The organism is Mycetocola tolaasinivorans (genome assembly GCF_003667565.1).
GTDB lineage: Bacteria > Actinomycetota > Actinomycetes > Actinomycetales > Microbacteriaceae > Mycetocola > Mycetocola tolaasinivorans.
Genome location: NZ_RCUX01000003.1, coordinates 74,840 through 91,557, shown reverse-complemented (window position 1 = coordinate 91,557; position 16,718 = coordinate 74,840). Strand labels below are relative to the sequence as shown.

At 67.2% G+C, this 16,718-nt stretch carries 16 protein-coding genes; 10 read left to right on the top strand and 6 right to left on the bottom strand.

Going from position 1 to position 16,718, the window contains the following annotated elements; translation table 11 throughout:
- The first annotated feature begins 4 nt into the window (after positions 1–4).
- From kdpC to D9V32_RS04120, 4 genes are all read left to right on the top strand, one after another.
- On the top strand, positions 5–592 hold the full coding sequence (gene kdpC / locus D9V32_RS04135) for a potassium-transporting ATPase subunit KdpC (protein ID WP_121647645.1): 588 nt from the start codon (positions 5–7) through the stop codon (positions 590–592).
- Entirely contained in the window at positions 593–3,118 is a 2,526-nt protein-coding gene (locus D9V32_RS04130) for a DUF4118 domain-containing protein (protein WP_121647644.1), read from the top strand. It begins immediately after the preceding gene.
- 64 nt (positions 3,119–3,182) lie between these two features.
- Positions 3,183–3,872: a response regulator gene (locus D9V32_RS04125; RefSeq protein ID WP_121647643.1), complete on the top strand. Its 690-nt coding sequence runs from the start codon at positions 3,183–3,185 to the stop codon at positions 3,870–3,872.
- A gap of 83 nt (positions 3,873–3,955) precedes the next feature.
- Positions 3,956–4,699 carry a TetR/AcrR family transcriptional regulator gene (locus D9V32_RS04120; protein ID WP_121647642.1) on the top strand — a complete coding sequence of 248 codons (744 nt, stop codon included), beginning with the start codon at positions 3,956–3,958 and terminating at the stop codon, positions 4,697–4,699.
- 86 nt (positions 4,700–4,785) lie between these two features.
- On the opposite strand, the gene D9V32_RS04115 is transcribed toward D9V32_RS04120, so the two are convergent.
- The 3 genes from D9V32_RS04115 to D9V32_RS04105 all read right to left on the bottom strand — a co-directional run bounded on the left by D9V32_RS04115 (position 4,786) and on the right by D9V32_RS04105 (position 8,142).
- Positions 4,786–5,790, bottom strand: a complete 1,005-nt coding sequence (locus tag D9V32_RS04115; RefSeq protein WP_121647641.1) for a sugar phosphate isomerase/epimerase family protein — start codon at positions 5,788–5,790, stop codon at positions 4,786–4,788.
- A 33-nt stretch (positions 5,791–5,823) separates the two neighbouring features.
- Positions 5,824–6,963, bottom strand: a complete 1,140-nt coding sequence (locus D9V32_RS04110; RefSeq protein WP_121647875.1) for a Gfo/Idh/MocA family protein — start codon at positions 6,961–6,963, stop codon at positions 5,824–5,826.
- A 102-nt stretch (positions 6,964–7,065) separates the two neighbouring features.
- Positions 7,066–8,142 (bottom strand): substrate-binding domain-containing protein, encoded by a 1,077-nt coding sequence (locus D9V32_RS04105; RefSeq protein ID WP_121647640.1) that lies wholly within the window; start codon positions 8,140–8,142, stop codon positions 7,066–7,068.
- A 288-nt stretch (positions 8,143–8,430) separates the two neighbouring features.
- Here D9V32_RS04105 and D9V32_RS04100 point away from each other — a divergent pair, with 288 nt between their 5' ends.
- Both D9V32_RS04100 and D9V32_RS04095 read left to right on the top strand, forming a co-directional pair.
- Positions 8,431–9,954, top strand: a complete 1,524-nt coding sequence (locus tag D9V32_RS04100; RefSeq protein ID WP_121647639.1) for a sugar ABC transporter ATP-binding protein — start codon at positions 8,431–8,433, stop codon at positions 9,952–9,954.
- A gap of 50 nt (positions 9,955–10,004) precedes the next feature.
- On the top strand, positions 10,005–11,072 hold the full coding sequence (locus tag D9V32_RS04095) for an ABC transporter permease (protein ID WP_121647638.1): 1,068 nt from the start codon (positions 10,005–10,007) through the stop codon (positions 11,070–11,072).
- 70 nt (positions 11,073–11,142) lie between these two features.
- Here D9V32_RS04095 and D9V32_RS04090 read toward each other — a convergent pair whose 3' ends face one another.
- A complete protein-coding gene (locus D9V32_RS04090; protein ID WP_121647637.1) occupies positions 11,143–11,529 on the bottom strand; it encodes a winged helix-turn-helix transcriptional regulator in 387 nt (128 codons plus the stop codon).
- A gap of 109 nt (positions 11,530–11,638) precedes the next feature.
- Here D9V32_RS04090 and D9V32_RS04085 point away from each other — a divergent pair, with 109 nt between their 5' ends.
- Positions 11,639–12,028, top strand: coding sequence for a nuclear transport factor 2 family protein (locus D9V32_RS04085; RefSeq protein WP_121647636.1), 390 nt, complete (start codon positions 11,639–11,641; stop codon positions 12,026–12,028).
- A 16-nt stretch (positions 12,029–12,044) separates the two neighbouring features.
- On the opposite strand, the gene D9V32_RS04080 is transcribed toward D9V32_RS04085, so the two are convergent.
- Entirely contained in the window at positions 12,045–13,109 is a 1,065-nt protein-coding gene (locus tag D9V32_RS04080; protein ID WP_245982042.1) for an alpha/beta hydrolase, read from the bottom strand.
- A 212-nt stretch (positions 13,110–13,321) separates the two neighbouring features.
- Here D9V32_RS04080 and D9V32_RS04075 point away from each other — a divergent pair, with 212 nt between their 5' ends.
- The gene (locus tag D9V32_RS04075) at positions 13,322–14,893 is read left to right on the top strand and encodes an MFS transporter (protein ID WP_245982040.1); all 1,572 of its coding nucleotides are present in this window, start codon (positions 13,322–13,324) and stop codon (positions 14,891–14,893) included.
- Between the two features lie 72 nt (positions 14,894–14,965).
- Here the strand turns inward: D9V32_RS04075 and D9V32_RS04070 are convergent, their stop codons facing one another.
- Positions 14,966–15,454 carry an Lrp/AsnC family transcriptional regulator gene (locus D9V32_RS04070; RefSeq protein ID WP_121647634.1) on the bottom strand — a complete coding sequence of 163 codons (489 nt, stop codon included), beginning with the start codon at positions 15,452–15,454 and terminating at the stop codon, positions 14,966–14,968.
- Positions 15,455–15,516: 62 nt separating this feature from the next.
- Here D9V32_RS04070 and D9V32_RS04065 point away from each other — a divergent pair, with 62 nt between their 5' ends.
- Both D9V32_RS04065 and D9V32_RS04060 read left to right on the top strand, forming a co-directional pair.
- On the top strand, positions 15,517–16,386 hold the full coding sequence (locus D9V32_RS04065; protein WP_220700647.1) for an AzlC family ABC transporter permease: 870 nt from the start codon (positions 15,517–15,519) through the stop codon (positions 16,384–16,386).
- The gene (locus D9V32_RS04060; protein WP_121647632.1) at positions 16,383–16,715 is read left to right on the top strand and encodes a branched-chain amino acid transporter permease; all 333 of its coding nucleotides are present in this window, start codon (positions 16,383–16,385) and stop codon (positions 16,713–16,715) included. The genes D9V32_RS04065 and D9V32_RS04060 overlap by 4 nt, the downstream gene beginning before the upstream one ends.
- Positions 16,716–16,718 lie beyond the last annotated feature (3 nt).

The window sequence follows — 16,718 nt, the reverse complement described above, 5'->3', positions numbered from 1 at the left end:
GAACATGTCTGCATCCTCCTCACTGCGCTCCTTCGGGACCGCGCTGCGCACCCTCCTGGTACTCACGGTCATTCTGGGTATTCTCTACCCGGCGGCCATCCTGCTGGTGGGACGGGCCATGCCCGCGGCCGCCGACGGTTCCCTCATCTCAGATCACGGCACGGTGGTGGGGTCCTCCCTGATCGGGCAGGACTTCACCGGCGACACCTGGTTCCACCCCCGTCCCTCAGCCGGGAAGTATGACGCCCTGAACTCCGGTGCCTCCAACCTCGCCCCCACATCGACGGATCTGGCCAAGCAGATCAGTGATCTGCGCGCCCAGGTGGCGAAGACCGAGAACGTGGATCCCGCCGCGGTTCCCGCCGATGCACTCACCGCCAGCGCGTCGGGCCTCGACCCGGACATCAGCCCGGAGTACGCTCGGCTACAGAGCGCACGCGTCGCCGCCGCTCGTCACCTCCCCGAGGAGACCGTGGCACGCCTCGTTCGCAAACACACCGAGCAGCCCCTGCTGGGCTTCATCGGAACACCCACCGTCAACGTGCTGGAGCTCAACCTGGCACTCGAACACGCCGCAGGAAACGAGGGATAAATGAGTGAACGCGTCGCCCGCGGCGCCCTCAAGGTCTACCTCGGTTTCGCGCCGGGCGTGGGAAAAACCTTCACCATGCTGAAGGATGCCCACGACCGGCACGCGGCCGGGGTCGACGTGGTGGTGGGGCTGATCGAGGACCACGGCCGCGAGCGCACGCGTGAGCTGCGAGCGGGCATCCCAGCGGTCCCGCTCCGCACCGTGTCCTACCGCGGCGGCACCTTCGAGGAGCTGGACGTCGAGGCGATCCTCGCGCGCAAACCGGCGCTGGCCATCGTGGATGAGCTCGCGCACAGCGTGGTTCACTCGGAGGGTACGTCAGGCGGCGCGGAAAAGCGCTGGGAGGAGGTGCAGACACTGCTCGATGCGGGCATCAATGTCTACACCACCCTCAACATTCAGCACCTCGAATCCCTCAACGACGTGGTGACCGCGATCACCGGCATCACCCAGCGCGAAACCATTCCGGATCGCGTGCTGCGTGCCGCCGACGAGGTGGAGTTGGTGGACCTCACCCCGGATGAGCTGCGGGCCCGCCTCGGTGCCGGGCACGTCTACCCGGCAAACCGGGTGGATGCCGCCCTCGCCAACTACTTTCGCATCGGCAACCTCACGGCACTGCGCGAACTCGCCCTGCTGTGGCTCGCCGATCAGGTGGATGAACTGCTGGAGAAGTACCGCAGCCAGAAGAGCATCAACACCACCTGGCCCGCGCGCGAGCGGATCGTGGTGGCCGTGACCGGCGGCCCCGAAACCGAGACCCTGCTGCGCCGCGGGGTGCGCATCGTGGGCCGGATCGCCGGGCGCGAACTCCTCGCGGTGCACGTCATTCAGGATGACGGGCTGCGCGCCTCCGATGCCACCGCCCTCGCTCGCGCTCGCACGCTCGTGGAGGAGCTTGGCGGCACCTGGCACACCGTGGTCGGCGAGGACCCGGCGAAGGCCCTGCTCGACTTTGCCCGCTCGGTCAACGCCTCGCAGCTGGTGCTCGGTGTGAGCCGATCGGGCTGGCTGCGCCGTCTGCGCGGCCCCGGCATCGGCTCCCGCGTGATCGCCGCCGCCGGCAACATCGACGTCCACATGGTGACGCACCAGGCGGCCGGCGGCCGGCGCGAACAGCGCGTGCGGCGTGGTGCCGCGCTCACCCGTTCACGCCGCATCGCCGGGTGGATCGCCGCGCTCATCGGCCCCGCCCTGGTCACCGCGCTCTTTCTCAGCTTCGGCCCGGGGGCCACCTCGCTCAGCCTGACCCTGCTCGGCTACATCACCCTGGTGGTGTTCGTCGCGCTGCTCGGTGGGTTCTGGCCCGCGATCACGAGCGCCCTGGTGGGCACCGCCCTGGTCAACTGGTTCTTCACCCCGCCGGTGCACACGCTCACGATCTACCAGAGCGAAAACGTGGTCGCGCTGGTGCTGTTCCTCCTGGTGGCCGCCGGGGTAGCCCGGGTGGTGGACCTCGCCGCGCGACGCACCACCGAGGCCGCCGCCGCCCAGGCTCAGGCCGCGCTGCTCTCAGAGCTGGCCGGCGGCGTGCTCCGAGAGGGTGCCAGCGTGCAGTCCCTCCTCGACAGCCTGCGCGAAACCTTCAGTCAGGATGCCGTAACCCTCGCCCTGCACGATCCCGAACCCACCGGGGCCGACACCTGGCAGGCCGTGGCCACCTCGGGCCCCGCCTGCAAGGGTCCGGGGGCCGCGACCAGCACGATCCGGATCGACCGCGCGCACGCCCTGCTGCTCGTGGGGCCACCGGTTTCGGCCTCCGATCAGCGCGTGCTCGAGGCCTACGCCGGCCGCCTCCTCGGGGTACTCGCCCAGGATGAGCTCGAACGTGCGCGGGTACAGGCCCAGGAGCTGGCGGCCGGCAACTCGATTCGCACCGCACTGCTCGCCGCCGTCTCCCACGATCTGCGCACCCCGCTGGCCGGGATCAAGGCCGCCGTATCGAGTCTGCGCCTCCCGGACGTCCAGTTCAGCGCCGAGGACGAGGAGGCGCTGCTGCACACCATCGAGGACTCCACCGACCGGCTCAACACGCTGGTCACCAACCTGCTCGACATGAGCCGGATTCAGGCCGGCGAGATTCGACTCGAACAGGCCCCGCTCGAGGCCACCGATGTGGTGGCCGGTGCCCTCGCGGCGCTGGCCGGATCCCCGGAAATCTCTCTGTCGATCCCCGAAGACCTCCGCCTCCTCGGCGACTACGGGCTGCTCGTGCGCATTCTCGCGAACCTGCTGGACAACGCTCGCGGCCACGGGGCGGGTGCCGGTGTGGGCGTCTCCGGTGGCCGGGTCGGCGACCGGGTCGAGCTGCGCGTGATCGATCATGGCCCCGGAATCCCGCACGGCGATCACGACACCGTCTTCCGCCCGTTCCAGCGGCTCGGCGACGCCCCGGCCGGAACAGGAATCGGTCTGGGACTCGCCGTGGCGCGCGGCCTCGCCGAGGGAATCGGTGGCACCCTGGAGGTGGAGGACACCCCCGGCGGTGGTGCCACCATGGTGCTCGCGCTTCCCGCGGCGCCCTAGCCTCGCCAGTTCAGGCCCCACCCCGCACTCGCCATCACCCACGCTTCGCAGAGAGGAGCACACCGTGAGCACCGTACTCGTGGTTGAAGACGACGCCAACATTGCCCGAGCCCTCCTGGTGAACCTGCGAGCCCGCGGATATCGGGCGCTTCACGCACCCGACGGCACCCGCGCCCTCGATCTGGCGGCCCACGAACACCCCGATGTGATCCTGTTGGATCTCGGGCTTCCCGATGTGAGCGGCCTCACGGTGATCCGCGGGATCCGCGGGTGGTCGCGCGTCCCGATCCTGATCGTGTCCGCCCGCCAGGAGTCCGCGAGCAAGATCGAAGCCCTCGACGCAGGCGCCGACGACTACGTGACCAAGCCGTTCGCGATGGACGAACTCCTCGCGCGGCTCCGCGCGGCCCTGCGCCGCGGCACGCCCGAGCAGGCGGAAGCCGCCATCACCACGGCGGACGGCCGACTCGAGATCGACCTCGCCGCCAAGCGTGTGCGGGTCGCGGGCACGCCGGTGAGTCTGACCCCCACCGAGTGGCTCCTGGTGGAGCAGTTCGCCCGAAACCCTGAGCGCCTGCTCAGCCAAACCGAGCTCCTCCACGCGGTGTGGGGGCCGGAATACGGGCGCGAAACCAACTATTTGCGGGTGTACCTCTCCCAGCTCCGGCAAAAACTCGAGGTGGATGGCTCCCGTCCGCGCTACCTCATCACCGAGCTGGGAATGGGCTACCGATTCACCCCGAGCGCCCCGTGAGACTCGGCATACGCGGGTGTCTCCGGGGAAACCCGCGGGTTACCATCTACTAAACTGAGACAGCCCCACGAAAGGAGCCGTCCATGACGAGGAATCGACTCCCCCAGACCGAAACCCCGGTCACCCCCACCAGCGAGGTTGATGCACACGAGAGTGGCCTCACCGAGACCGGTGCCGCCGGCATGCGGCGCGCACCGCGCCAGGAACGCAGCGAAAAGCGCGTTGCGCTCATCCTGGACACCTTTGCCCGCCTGGTTGATGACGTCGGCTATGCCCAGGTTTCGCTCTCGCTGCTCGCCCGCGAGGTCGGAATGTCCGGCCCCGGCATCTACCGCTACTTCGATGGTCTCCCCGCCGTCGCCCGCGCCCTTGCGACCCGCAATCAGGAGCGCGCGTTTAACGTCGTGGCCGCCCGCCTGGCCGGCAGCCTCGAAGCCGACTGGGACATCGCGATCACCCGCGTGGTCGAGTCCTACGCCGAGTTCTTCCGCACCGAGCCGGGGTTCCGCTGGCTGCGCCTCGGTGCCTCGATCGATCACGACATGCAGAACACCGGTGAAACCAACCGGATGATCGTGGCCCGCCGCATCAGCGAGCTCTTCACCGCCGGCTTTGCAGTGGCCCCGCGCCCCGACTTCACCCAGCACGTCGAGGTCGCCGTGGAGATTACCGATTCGCTGATTTCACGCGCATTTGAGATCTCCCCGGATGGCGATGAGTTCTTCATCAGCGAAACCGCCCGCATGGTCGTCAGCTACATCGGCGAGTACATGGAGCGTAGCCGCCCCGAGGGAGCCACGCCTCCCCCTCCGCGGGACCCGAGCTAAAACTCACCCCGCAACACGACAACGACGGCCGGATCGCCTTCCCCAAGAATCCGGCCGTCGTTGCTGTATGTGGCGCGTGGGTGCCGCTAGCTCTTTGAGCTGAAGGCCGCATCAAATGCGGCATCCGGAGCGGCGAACGCGTTGCGCTTCACGAACTCAAGCGCCTCGGGAGCGCCGAGCAGGCGATCCATTCCGGCGTCCTCCCACTCGATCGAGATCGGACCCTCATAGCCGATGCTGTTGAGCGCGCGGAAGCTCGCCTCCCAGGGCACGTCTCCGCGGCCGGTCGAGATGAAGTCCCAGCCGCGGCGGAGGTCCGCCCAGGCAAGGTGCGAGCCGAGACGGCCGTTTCGACCGTTACCCACGTTGAGCTTGATGTCCTTGCAGTCCACGTGATAGATGCGGTCGGAGAACTCGAGGATGAAGCTCACCGGGTCGAGTTCCTGCCAGATGAAGTGGCTCGGATCCCAGTTCAACCCGAAGGCCTCGCGGTGCCCGATGGCCTCGAGCGTGCGCTTGGTGGTCCAGTAGTCGTAGGCGATCTCGCTCGGGTGCACCTCGTGGGCAAAGCGCACGCCCACCTCGTCGAAGACGTCCAGGATCGGGTTCCAGCGCGCGGCGAAGTCGGCATAGCCGGCATCCACGAGCTCCTGCGACACCGGCGGGAACATCGCCACGTACTTCCAGATCGACGACCCGGTGAAGCCCACCACGGTCTTTACGCCGAGCTTTGCCGCGAGACGTGCGGTGTTCTTGATCTGTTCGGCCGCACGCTGGCGCACGCCCTCGGGGTCGCCATCGCCCCACACCTCGGCGCTCAGGATGTCCTCGTGACGGGCATCGATCGGGTCATCACACACGGCCTGACCGGTGAGGTGGTTGGAGATCGTATAGACCTTCAGGTTGTACCGCTCGAGAATCGCGAGACGATCGGCAATATAGGCGTCATCGTCCCAGCGGGTGGTGTCGAGGTGGTCGCCCCAGCAGGCGATTTCGAGCCCGTCATACCCCCACTCGGAGGCGAGCCTCGCCACCTCTTCGAAGGGCAGATCGGCCCACTGGCCGGTGAACAGGGTGATCGGTCGGGTCATGCTAACTCCTCAGAAATAGTCGATTGGGGGCGATCAGACCGCGGACCACACGCTGTCGCGTGCGGCACTGGTTTCGATCGCGGCGAGTACGCGCTGCACCTGGGCACCCGCGGTGAACGAGGGCTCGGGCTGCACCGCGGCGGCAATGGCCTGCACGAAGTCACGGGCCTGGTGTGAGAATCCGTGCTCATAGCCGAGCATGTGTCCGGCGGGCCACCAGGCGCCGATATAGGGATGCTCGGGTTCGGTGACCAGCACGGTGGTGAACCCCTGGCTCGCGGAATCGGCCCGGGCGTCATAGACACCGAGCTCATTCATGCGCTCCAGGTCGAAGGAGATCGCCCCCGCCGAACCGGACACCTCGATGCGCAGCGCGTTCTTTCGGCCGGTGGCGAAGCGGCTCGCCTCGAAGGTGCCGAGGAACCCGGCGTCAAAGCGCGCGTTGAACAGTGCAACATCGTCCACGGTAACGGTGCCCCAGGCATCACTGGCCGTACCGGTGAATCCGGAGGCATCCTCGAGCAACGGGCGCTCGGCCACGATGGTCTCCAGCGTTCCCGAGACCCGGGTAATCGCGGAGTCGGTGATGTACTGGGCCAGATCGATGGCGTGGGCACCGATATCGCCGAGCGCTCCAGAGCCCGCGTGCTCCTTCTGCAACCGCCAGGAGAGCGGATCGTTTTCATCGCGAAGCCAGTCCTGGAGGTACGCGGCGCGTACCTGACGCACCTCGCCGATCCGACCGGCACGCACGAGGTCTCGGGCGAGGGTCGCGGCGGGGACGCGACGGTAGGTGAAACCCACCATCGCAAAGATGCCCTCGGCACGCGCGGTCTCGGCCGCGGCAGCCATGGCTTCAGCCTCGGCCGGGGTATTGGCGAGCGGCTTTTCACACAGCACGTGCTTGCCGGCCGCGAGAGCGGCGATCGCGATTTCCGCATGGGAGTCACCGGGGGTCACGATATCCACGATGTCGATATCGTCCCGGGTGATCACCTCCCGCCAGTCGGTGGCGGATTCCGCCCAGCCCCACTTTTCGGCGGCGGCGGCGGTGCGTTCGGAATCTCGACCGACCAGCACGGCCATCTCGGGGGTGGCATCAAGATCAAAAAAGCGCGGGGCCACGCGCCAGCCCTGGGAGTGGGCGGCACCCATGAAGCCGGCACCGATCATGGCCACGCGAAGTGTACGGGGAGAGGATGACACTGTTGAACCTTTCGAGTGGGGAGGCGCGCGACACCGCGAGGGGCGGTGCCGCGCGCCGGAACGACCGAACTAGGAGGCGAATGCCGCCCCGATGTAGGTGTCCACGTTGTCCTTGGTCACGACGGGCGCGTCCAGAACGATACGGTTCGGCACACCCTGGGTGACCAGCTCGCCGAAGGGCAGACCCTTGACGATGAGTCGAGCCAGGGCGATACCGTCGGCCGCCTGGGTGGAGGGGTAAATAACGGTGGCCTTCAGCACACCCTTACCGCTCTTGATGTCCTCCATCGCGTTCTTCGAGCCGGCCCCACCGACCATGAAGAACTCGTTGCGGTTTGCTGCTTCGATGGCCGCGTTGACGCCGATACCCTGGTCGTCATCGTGGTTCCAGATGGCGTCGATCTTCGGGGCCGCGGCGAGCAGCTGCGAGGTTGCCGCCTCGCCGCCCTGCACGGTGAAGTCGGCCGCCACGCGGTTGTTGACCTTCAGGCCACAGTCCTTCAGGGCGTCCTCAAACCCCTGGCTGCGATCCTTGGTGAGCGGCAGGCTGTCGATACCGGCGATCTCGGCAACCACGGCGTCGCTCTTCCCCTTGAGCTCGGTGCAGATGTAGGTACCCGCACTGACACCCATGCCGTAGTTGTCACCGAGCACGGTCGAGCGCGCGGCGAACGTGCTGCTGAACTCACGGTCGACGTTGATCACCGGAATGCCCGCGTGCATGGCCTTGACCGCGACATCCGTGAGCGCGGCACCGTCCGTGGGCAGCAGGACGATGGCGTCGACCTTGTCGTTGATGAACGTCTCCACCTGGCTGATCTGCAGGCTGGCATCGTTCGTGCCCTCGGCGACGATCAGGTCAACATCGCTGAGCTTCTTGGCCGCATCAAACGCGGCGGTGTTGATGGCACCGAGCCATCCATGGTCGGCGGCAGGGCCCGAGAAGCCGATGCGAACCTTGCCGCCGGCACCGGTGCCGCCGCCCCCGTCGACGCTGCCGCCGGCGGTGGACTCTGCGGTGTTGGTGTTGTCGGAGCTTCCCGGCTCCGGGGTTCCCGAGGAGCATGCGGTGAGCAGCCCCACGATAGCGAGCGTGGCGCCCGAGGCGATAAGGAGTTTACGGCGCTGTAAACGAGATGCGAACATCGGTGGTACCTCCGGTAGGTGAGTGATTACTGCGACTGGTGCACAGGACGTCGCACTCGTCGACCGGGTAGGGCGGAACTACCTCGTTCCCCCGCACGACGACTTTGACGTTCCATGCAACATATCAGGCCGCGAGCGAATCCGCTACGCCCCGGGCAGGGCACGTAGGCGCCGAACTTCTGCGCCGTATTCACACGGGGTTCGCGCGAATAACATATGCCGATTGTCAACATAAGTCCCCCAAACGCGTCGTGCACACGGGAGTGAAACTACTGTTATGTTGCGTTTATGATCAATGACGACCATGCCACCGAACCACTGCTCTCGGTGCGTGCCCTCAGCAAGGAGTTCTCCGGAGTCCGCGCCCTCGCCGGCGTAGACCTCGAGGTGCTGCCCGGCGAGGTGCACTGCCTGCTCGGCCAAAACGGCGCCGGGAAATCCACGCTCATCAAGACCCTCTCCGGCACCTACCGGCCGGATGGCGGCACCATCACCTGGGCCGGCGAGCCCTTCGCCGTATCCTCCCCCATCGAGGCCATCACCCTCGGCATCGCCACGATGTACCAGGAACTCGACGTTGTGGACGGCCTCAGCGTCGCCGAAAACATCTTCCTCGGCCACGAAAAGGCGCGCGCCGGAATCACCGATCGCCGCACGACGCACCGGCTCACCCGTGAACTGATGACGAGACTGGGGCATCCGCAGATCCATCCCGGCACCGAGGTGGGTACCCTCTCGGCCGCGAACAAGCAGATCGTGAGCATGGCTCGCGCGCTCTCGCACAACGCCCGCCTCATCATCATGGATGAGCCCTCCGCGGTACTCGATTCCGCCGAGGTGGAAAACCTGTTTCGGGTCGTGCGCGAGCTCGGTGCCGCCGGCATCGCGGTGATCTATATTTCACACCGCCTCGAAGAAATTCGCCAGATCGGGCATCGAATTTCGGTCATCAAGGATGGCCGCTCGGTGGCCAATAATCTGCCCGTGGAAACCACCCCAACCAGCGAGCTGATCCGGCTGATGACCGGCCGCGAGGTAGCCAGCGTATTCCCGACCAAACCGACCCTCGACGCCTCCGCACCGGTGGTTCTCGAGGTCGAGAATCTGGAACTTCCGGGGGTGTTTAGCGGGGTCGATCTGACCGTGCGATCCGGGGAGATTCTCGGGCTCGCGGGGCTTGTCGGCTCGGGCCGATCCGAGATCCTGGAGACCATCTACGGCGCGCGTCGCGCGGACTCGGGTCGCGTGCGTCTCGGCGGCAAGACGCTGCCGGCAGGCTCGGTCCAGGCCGCGGTGGCCGCGGGCATGGGCCTCTCCCCCGAGGAGCGCAAGAGCCAGGGGCTCATCCTGGATGAACCGATCTACCGAAACGTGACCCTCGCGAGCTTCCCGCGATTTGCCCGTGGCGGTCTCCTCAACGAGGGCGTCGAACGGGCACGCACGCGGGAACAGCTCACCGCCCTCGAGCTGCGCCCCGCGGACCCCGATCGCGTGACCCGCACCCTCTCCGGCGGAAATCAGCAGAAGATCCTGCTCGCCCGCTGGCTCCTGCACGGCACCCGGGTGCTCCTGCTCGACGAACCCACCCGCGGCGTCGACGTGGGCGCACGCGCCGAGATCTACGCGCTCATCCGCGAACTCGCCGACAGCGGCACCGCGGTGATCGTGGTCTCCAGTGAGATCGACGAGGTACTCGGGCTCTCCGACCGCGTGCTCGTGGTCGCCGATGGCCGAGTGCTCCACGACGGGCCCGCCGACGACCTCACCGAATCGGCCGTACTCGACCTCGTAATGTCCGGCGTCGCCGCCTAACCCCCTCCTCCCACCAACGCTTCCCCATCCCCCTCGAAAGGACCTCAACGATGAGTGTCTCACCCACCCAGACCGGCGATCATGCCGTGACTCGAAAAAACCCTCTCGCGCTGCTGTTTAGCGGCTCCAGCGGAAGATCAATCGGGCTCGTTATTGCCCTGCTCGTGCTCGTACTGGTGGGCATCATCACCGCCGGCGACCGCTTCGCCAACATCGGAAACGTGCTGGTGATCCTTCGCCTGGCCTCCATCATCGGCGTGATCAGCATCGGCATGACCTTCGTCATCACCGCGGGCGGTATTGACCTCAGCGTCGGCTCCGTCCTCGGCCTCACCAGCGTCGTGGCCACCCTCTCCTGGGTGCAGGCGTTTGCGGATCAGTCCTCCTGGATCGTCATGGTCCTGATCGCCCTGCTGGTCGGCGTCGCCGCCGGATTCGTGAACGGGGTGGTTATCGCATACGGCGGGGTGGTCGCGTTTATCGCGACCCTCGCGATGCTCGTCGCGGCCCGCGGGCTCGCCGAGCTCCTCGCCAATCGCAATACCCAGGTACTCAACGTGGCCAGCTTCAAGGCGGTCTTCACCGCGAACTTCCTGGGCATTCCCGTACTGATCTGGATCTTCGCCCTCGTGGTGGCCGGCGGCTGGTTCCTGCTCAACCGCACCACCTTTGGCCGCCGCACCATCGCCGTGGGCGGCAACGCGGAGGCCGCGCGCCTCGCCGGCATCAACGTCAAGCGCCACACGATGTACCTGTACGCACTCGCCGGCCTCACCGCGGGCATTGCCGGCGTCATGATGCTTGGCCGCACCACGGCGGGCACGTCCACGCACGGAACGCTCTACGAGCTCGACGCGATCGCCGCCGTCGTCGTGGGCGGCACGCTCCTCGTGGGCGGTCGCGGCACCATCATGGGCACCGTTCTCGGTGTGCTGATCTTCTCGACGCTGACGAACGTGTTCACCCAGAACAACCTCTCGACCTCGGTTCAGGCCATCGCCAAGGGTGCGATCATCGTGATCGCGGTAATCCTGCAGCAGCGCCTCGCGAACCGCGCCCCGAAGAAGAAGGATCCCGAAGCGCCGGCACCCGTGGTGGCGCCGTCACGGCGCGCATAACCTTCGCTCCGCGAGAAAGCGGCCGGACACCACGGTGACCGGCCGCTTTTCTGCGCCCCGCGCATGCGCGCTAGGCCGCGGAATTGACGCCGGCTCGGGGGTCCGCGCCGAGAATCGCGTCATCCTCTGCCGCGTCGTAGCGGTCGCGATTTTCGAGCACCACCTCGATGTGCGACTCGGCCCAGGTCTGGAGCGCCCGCAACGGCTCCTCCAGCGATTCGCCCAGCGGGGTGAGCGCATAGCGCCCCTCCGAGCGCTCGAGCATGCCGTCGCGTTCGAGGGCGCGCAGGGTGTCCGTGAGCACCTTCTTGCTGATGCCCTCAACGTGGGAGTGCAGCTCCCCGAAACGCTTGGGGCCGGAAACCAGGCTGATCACGATCATCGCGGTCCACTTATTCGCGATCTGCGCGAGCGAGGTGCGGGACGGGCAGCTCCGGGAAAAGATGTTCCACTCCATGCGGCTCCTCGGGTCGTGATGGCAATGCTATCCGCGAGCGCGCGGTTACGGTGAGGTAACCACGCCCGCGGTGGGATAACGGTAGTACATCACATCCTAGGAGGAACCCATGAGCATTCCCGCCGCCTACCAGCGCTACGAAGACGCCCTCGCCACCGGCGACATGGCCGGCCTTGCCGCCGCCCTGCACCCGAGCGCCGTCTGGCACCAGCCCGGCACCAACCCGCTCTCCGGAGATCACGTCGGACCGGATGCGATCCTCGCCCTGCTCGGCGGCTTCATGGAGCGCAGCCAGGGCAGCTTCGCGCTGCGCACCGAATCCCGGATGGTGAACGGCGACACCGTGGCCACCGCCGTGTCGTTCTCGGCACAGCGGCCCGGCCGCACCGACCTCACGATGGGCGGCATCGACATCTTCCGCATCGCCGATGATCGCGTGGCCGAGATCTGGCTCTTCAGCGCAGATCAGGACGCCGAGGATGCCTTCTGGCAGGACTAGCGCGCGACCTCGGCCGCTAGTCCGAGACCGCCGCTCGGGCGGGGTCCGGTAGCGCCGCCACCAGCGTGTCCACCGCCCGCGCGAGCGCAATCCCCGAGGTCTTACCCACGCCGGTCGCATTCACAAACGCGTGAATGTGACCGGCTTCGAGCTGGCGGGTCGTGGGTACCCCCGCGGCCTCGAGCCGGTCGGCGTAGGCCAGGCCCTCATCGCGCAGCACGTCGAAACCAGACACCGCAACGTGTGCGGGCGGCAGACCCGAGAGCTCGTGCGCGTACAGCGGGGAGACCCGCGGATCCTCGGCATCGCCGTGCGCGCCGAGGTAGTGCCCCCGATACCAGTCCATCTGTTTTTCGGTGAGGAAGTACCCCTCCGCAAAGAGTTCGTAGGAGCGGTGCTTACGCGCCAGATCGGTCACCGGAAAGAAGAGAAGCTGGTAATCCGGCCCACCGGAGGGGTCACTCCGAGTTTCGAGGCAGGTCACCGCTGCCAGGTTTCCACCCGCGCTATCCCCCGCCACCGCGATCCAGGGCTCGACGTCCTCCGCATCGGGCACGACGTCCCGCACCCAGCGGAAGGCATCCACCGCATCGGTGAGCCCGGCGGGGAACGGAGCCTCCGGGGCGAGCCGGTAGTCCACCGCGATCACCCGCAGGCCCGAACGCGCGGCGATAAACCGGCACACCGAATCACCACTTTCCAGGCTTCCGACGACCCAGCCGCCGCCGTGGAAATAGACCACGGTTCCGGCGCACGGGCGGTCCGGGTGCGCGCGATACACCCGGGCGGGAATCTCTCGCTCGCTCCCGGGGATGAGAATATCCTCAACGCTCGCAACCTCAATCCGGGCCCCGAAAATGCGCGCCTCGGAATCGATCTGGGCACGCGCCCGATCCAGCGGCAGGTCCTCGAAGCTTGCGCCGGGGAGGGCCCCGAGCAGTCGCAGCGCCATCTGCACCTCGGTGGTGAGACGCTGGCCGTCGATCTCGATCGGTCGACCCGCGAGGAGTCGCTGGAATCGCTCGGGGGCGGATCCCAGCGCGTGGATGACGCCACGGGTGAGGCTTTCCTGAACGCTCATATCCTTCATTTCCGCGCGGCGTGACACACAGCCTTCGACGTGCGTCCCGTGCGCCAGTGCTCGGGTGGGGTGCCTCCACCGTAGCGAGATCGCCGTCGACACACGCACCCCAGAACACGGGGTATAGCGCAAGCTGAACACTCGGCAAACGCCCAAGCCGATGGCCCCCGAATGGCCGCGGCGACACCGGCGTGACCACTAAGCTGAAACGTGTGAGTGTTTCCCCTTCCCCCGCACAGGATTCCCTGTTTTCCCGCCGTTTTTTGAGCGTCACCCTGGGTGCCTGCGCCCTCGTTTTCCTGGGCGCATTTGAATCGATGGCGGTGACGACGATCATGCCCGTCATCAGCGCCGATCTGAACGGCCAATCGCTCTACGCGCTGGCCTTCGCGGGGCCGCTGGCCACCGGTGTAATCGGTATGGTCACCGCGGGCAACTGGGCCGACCGTTCGGGACCCACCCGCCCCCTTCTCGCGGCCGTCACCGTGTTCACCATCGGCCTGATCGCCTCCGGACTCGCCACCGCGATGTTCCCATTCCTGCTCGGACGCCTCGCCCAGGGCATGGGCGGCGGCGCGATTACGGTGGCCCTCTACGTGATGGTGGCGCGTGCACTGCCGCCGCGCCTCCACCCGCCGATGTTCGCCTGCTTCTCGGCCGCCTGGGTGCTTCCCTCACTGGTGGGGCCGGTCATTGCCGGCTTCATCGCCGACACCTGGAGCTGGCACTGGGTATTCCTCGGGGTGGTGGTACTCGTGGTGTTCGCGATGGCACTGGTCACCCCCACCCTGCGCCGCCTCTCGACCACCGAGCACACCCGTCTCGGTGCGGACGGCAGCGTTCCCGAACGCGCGGCCTGGGACATCCCGCGCATCCTCTGGGCCACCCTGGCCGCCGTATCGGTGCTGACGCTGAGCCTCGCCGGCGAGCAGGGCACCGGCGGACTCATCATCGCGGTGATCGCCCTGGTCATCGGCCTCATCGCCGTGCGCCCGCTCCTCCCCGCCGGGGTGCTCGGCCTGCGCCGCGGACTCCCCGGCGTGATCCGCATGCGTGCGGTGGTCGCCGCCACCTTCTTCGGTGCCGAAATCTACGTGCCGTACCTCCTGATCGAGCACTACGACTTCTCCCCCACCGCGGCCGGCTTTGCCCTGACCGGTGGTGCCGTCAGCTGGGCGGTGGGATCGGCCCTGCAGGGTCGCCTCGGTGATCGCCTCCCCAACGCCGTTATCGCGCGCAGCGCCCCCATCATCGCCTTCATCTCGATCGCTGCCCTCTTCGTGGTCGCGCTCCTGCACCTCTCCCCCTGGCTCGCGCTCGGTGCCTGGACCCTCGCGGGGCTCGGCGTGGGCATGCTGTACCCGCGCCTGGGTGTGCTCACGCTCGCGCACTCGACCCCCACCAACCAGGGGTTCAACTCGGCGGCGCTCACCATCGCCGACTCCTTCGGTAGCGCGATCTCCCTCGCGATAGCCGGCACCCTGTTCACCTCGATGCTGATCGGCGGGGTCGGCCCGTTCCTGCTGGTCTTTGCCTTCACGGCGGTGCTCGCCCTCGCCGCGCTCGCGATCTCCTCGCGCATGCTCGGTGGCCTGCCCGCACGCGCGGAAACCGCCCACACCGAGCCGATCACCGTGGCGGCCGCGGATCCGCACACCGGCCCGATCACCCTCATCAGCGCCGAGGAGGTTGCGGTGCACACCGGGACCATCACGATCGTGGCCCCGACACACCCCGACGAAACCCCGGCCGAGACTCGAGACCAGGGAACCCCCGACGCCTAGCGCGAGCAGAACGACAAAACACCGCGAGCCGGCCTCCCACTGGGGAGACCGGCTCGCGGTGTATTGCGGGCCCTACGGCTCGAACGAGCGCGCATCCCCCTCGGGAGTCTGATCGGTGAACAGCTTCATCGTGAGGTGGGAGTCCACCCGGGTGACCGGGGACAGCGTCGAGAGCTTCGAGGTGAGAAACATCTCGTAGGCATCCGAATCGGATACCGCAACCCGAATGTAGTAGTCCGGTCGACCGAACATGCGGCGCAGCTCCACCACCTCGGGCATCGCGATCACATCCTGCTCAAACTTCTCCATCGTGACCCGGTCATTGACGCCGATATCCACGGCCACGACCACCTCAAAGCCGCGCCCCATCGCGGTGTAGTCGACCTGAGCACCATAGCCGGAGATAATCCCGGCCTCCTCCAGGCGACGAACCCGGCGCAGGCACGGGGGCGGCGTCAGGCCGACGCGCCGAGCCAGATCTACGTTTGACATTCGACCGTCTCGGGCCAACAGTAACAATATCTCTTGATCGATCGCATCCAGGGCTGGTTTGTTGCTCATAATGACTATTCTACGTTCACATTGGGTACAAAATAAGCCACGATTCTTCCTAAAATTGCGTTGTGTCCAGTGAACCCGTACCCCAGCCCCGGCGTGGCGATCGTACCCGTGCCCGCAGAGGTCGGGCGCGTCGCCCACTCACCCCGCACACGGGCGGTGCCAGCGACTGCGAGGCCACCGATATGCGCCCGAGAAGCGGGCTGCTGGCGACCAGTCGTCGCACCGAGCTCAAGCGCGCATTCTTTGACTCCGCCGGGGCCGGCGGAGCCCTCTTTCCACTGGGACTCGCCTTCGGGCTTCTGGTCTCCCAGGCCGGCCTTGACTGGTGGTGGGCCACGATCTTCACCGCCATTGTCTACGCGGGCTCGCTCGAGTTCATCCTGGTGGGTCTCGTGGTGGTTGCGGCACCGCTCAGTACCATCGCGCTGACCGCCCTGGTGGTGAACGTGCGGCACGTCTTCTATGCGCTCTCGTTCCCCATCCACCGTGTGCGCTCGCGTCCAGCCCGGTTCTACTCGGCCTATGCACTGACCGATGAGGCCTACGCCATCACGACCGGGCGGCCCGGGGAAAACTGGACCGGCACCCGCATCGTGGGTATTCAGCTGCTGTGCCAGGCGTACTGGGTGCTCGGGGCCACGATCGGAGCCCTCGCCGGCGACCGCCTCGGGCTTCACCTGCCCGGGCTCGAGTTCACGCTCACCGCGCTGTTCGTGGTGCTCGCCATCGAGGCGTACCGTGCCCGCCGCGATATGCCCACGGCGATCATCGCCCTGCTCTCGGGCCTCATCGCCCTGCTGCTCTCGCCCGAGCACATGCTGCCGATTGCGATGACCCTGCTGACGGTCGGGCTGCTCGCTCGCTTTGCGCTACGCCAGCGGCGGCGGCGCGGTAATGCAGCGGACGCCACCGAACACGGGGGCACCCGATGATCGACCCGGGCTACCTTGCCGCCACCGTTCTCGTCGCCGGCGGGATCACGTTCGCGCTGCGCGCGGTGCCGCTCCTCGCGGTGGTTCCGCTGCGCCGCAGCGCCGCCGTACGCTTTCTCGCCGATGAGCTGCCCGCGGGGATCATGATCGTTCTGGTGCTGTACTGTCTGCGCGATCTCAGCCTCACCGAGCTCTCGCCCACGCTACCCACCCTCATCGCCCTGAACGTGACGATCGCGCTGCAGGTGTGGAAGCGCAACGCGCTCCTGAGCATTTTTGCGGGAACCGCGGTGAACGTCACGCTGCTCTCAACGGCGTTCCCGGTCTAACGC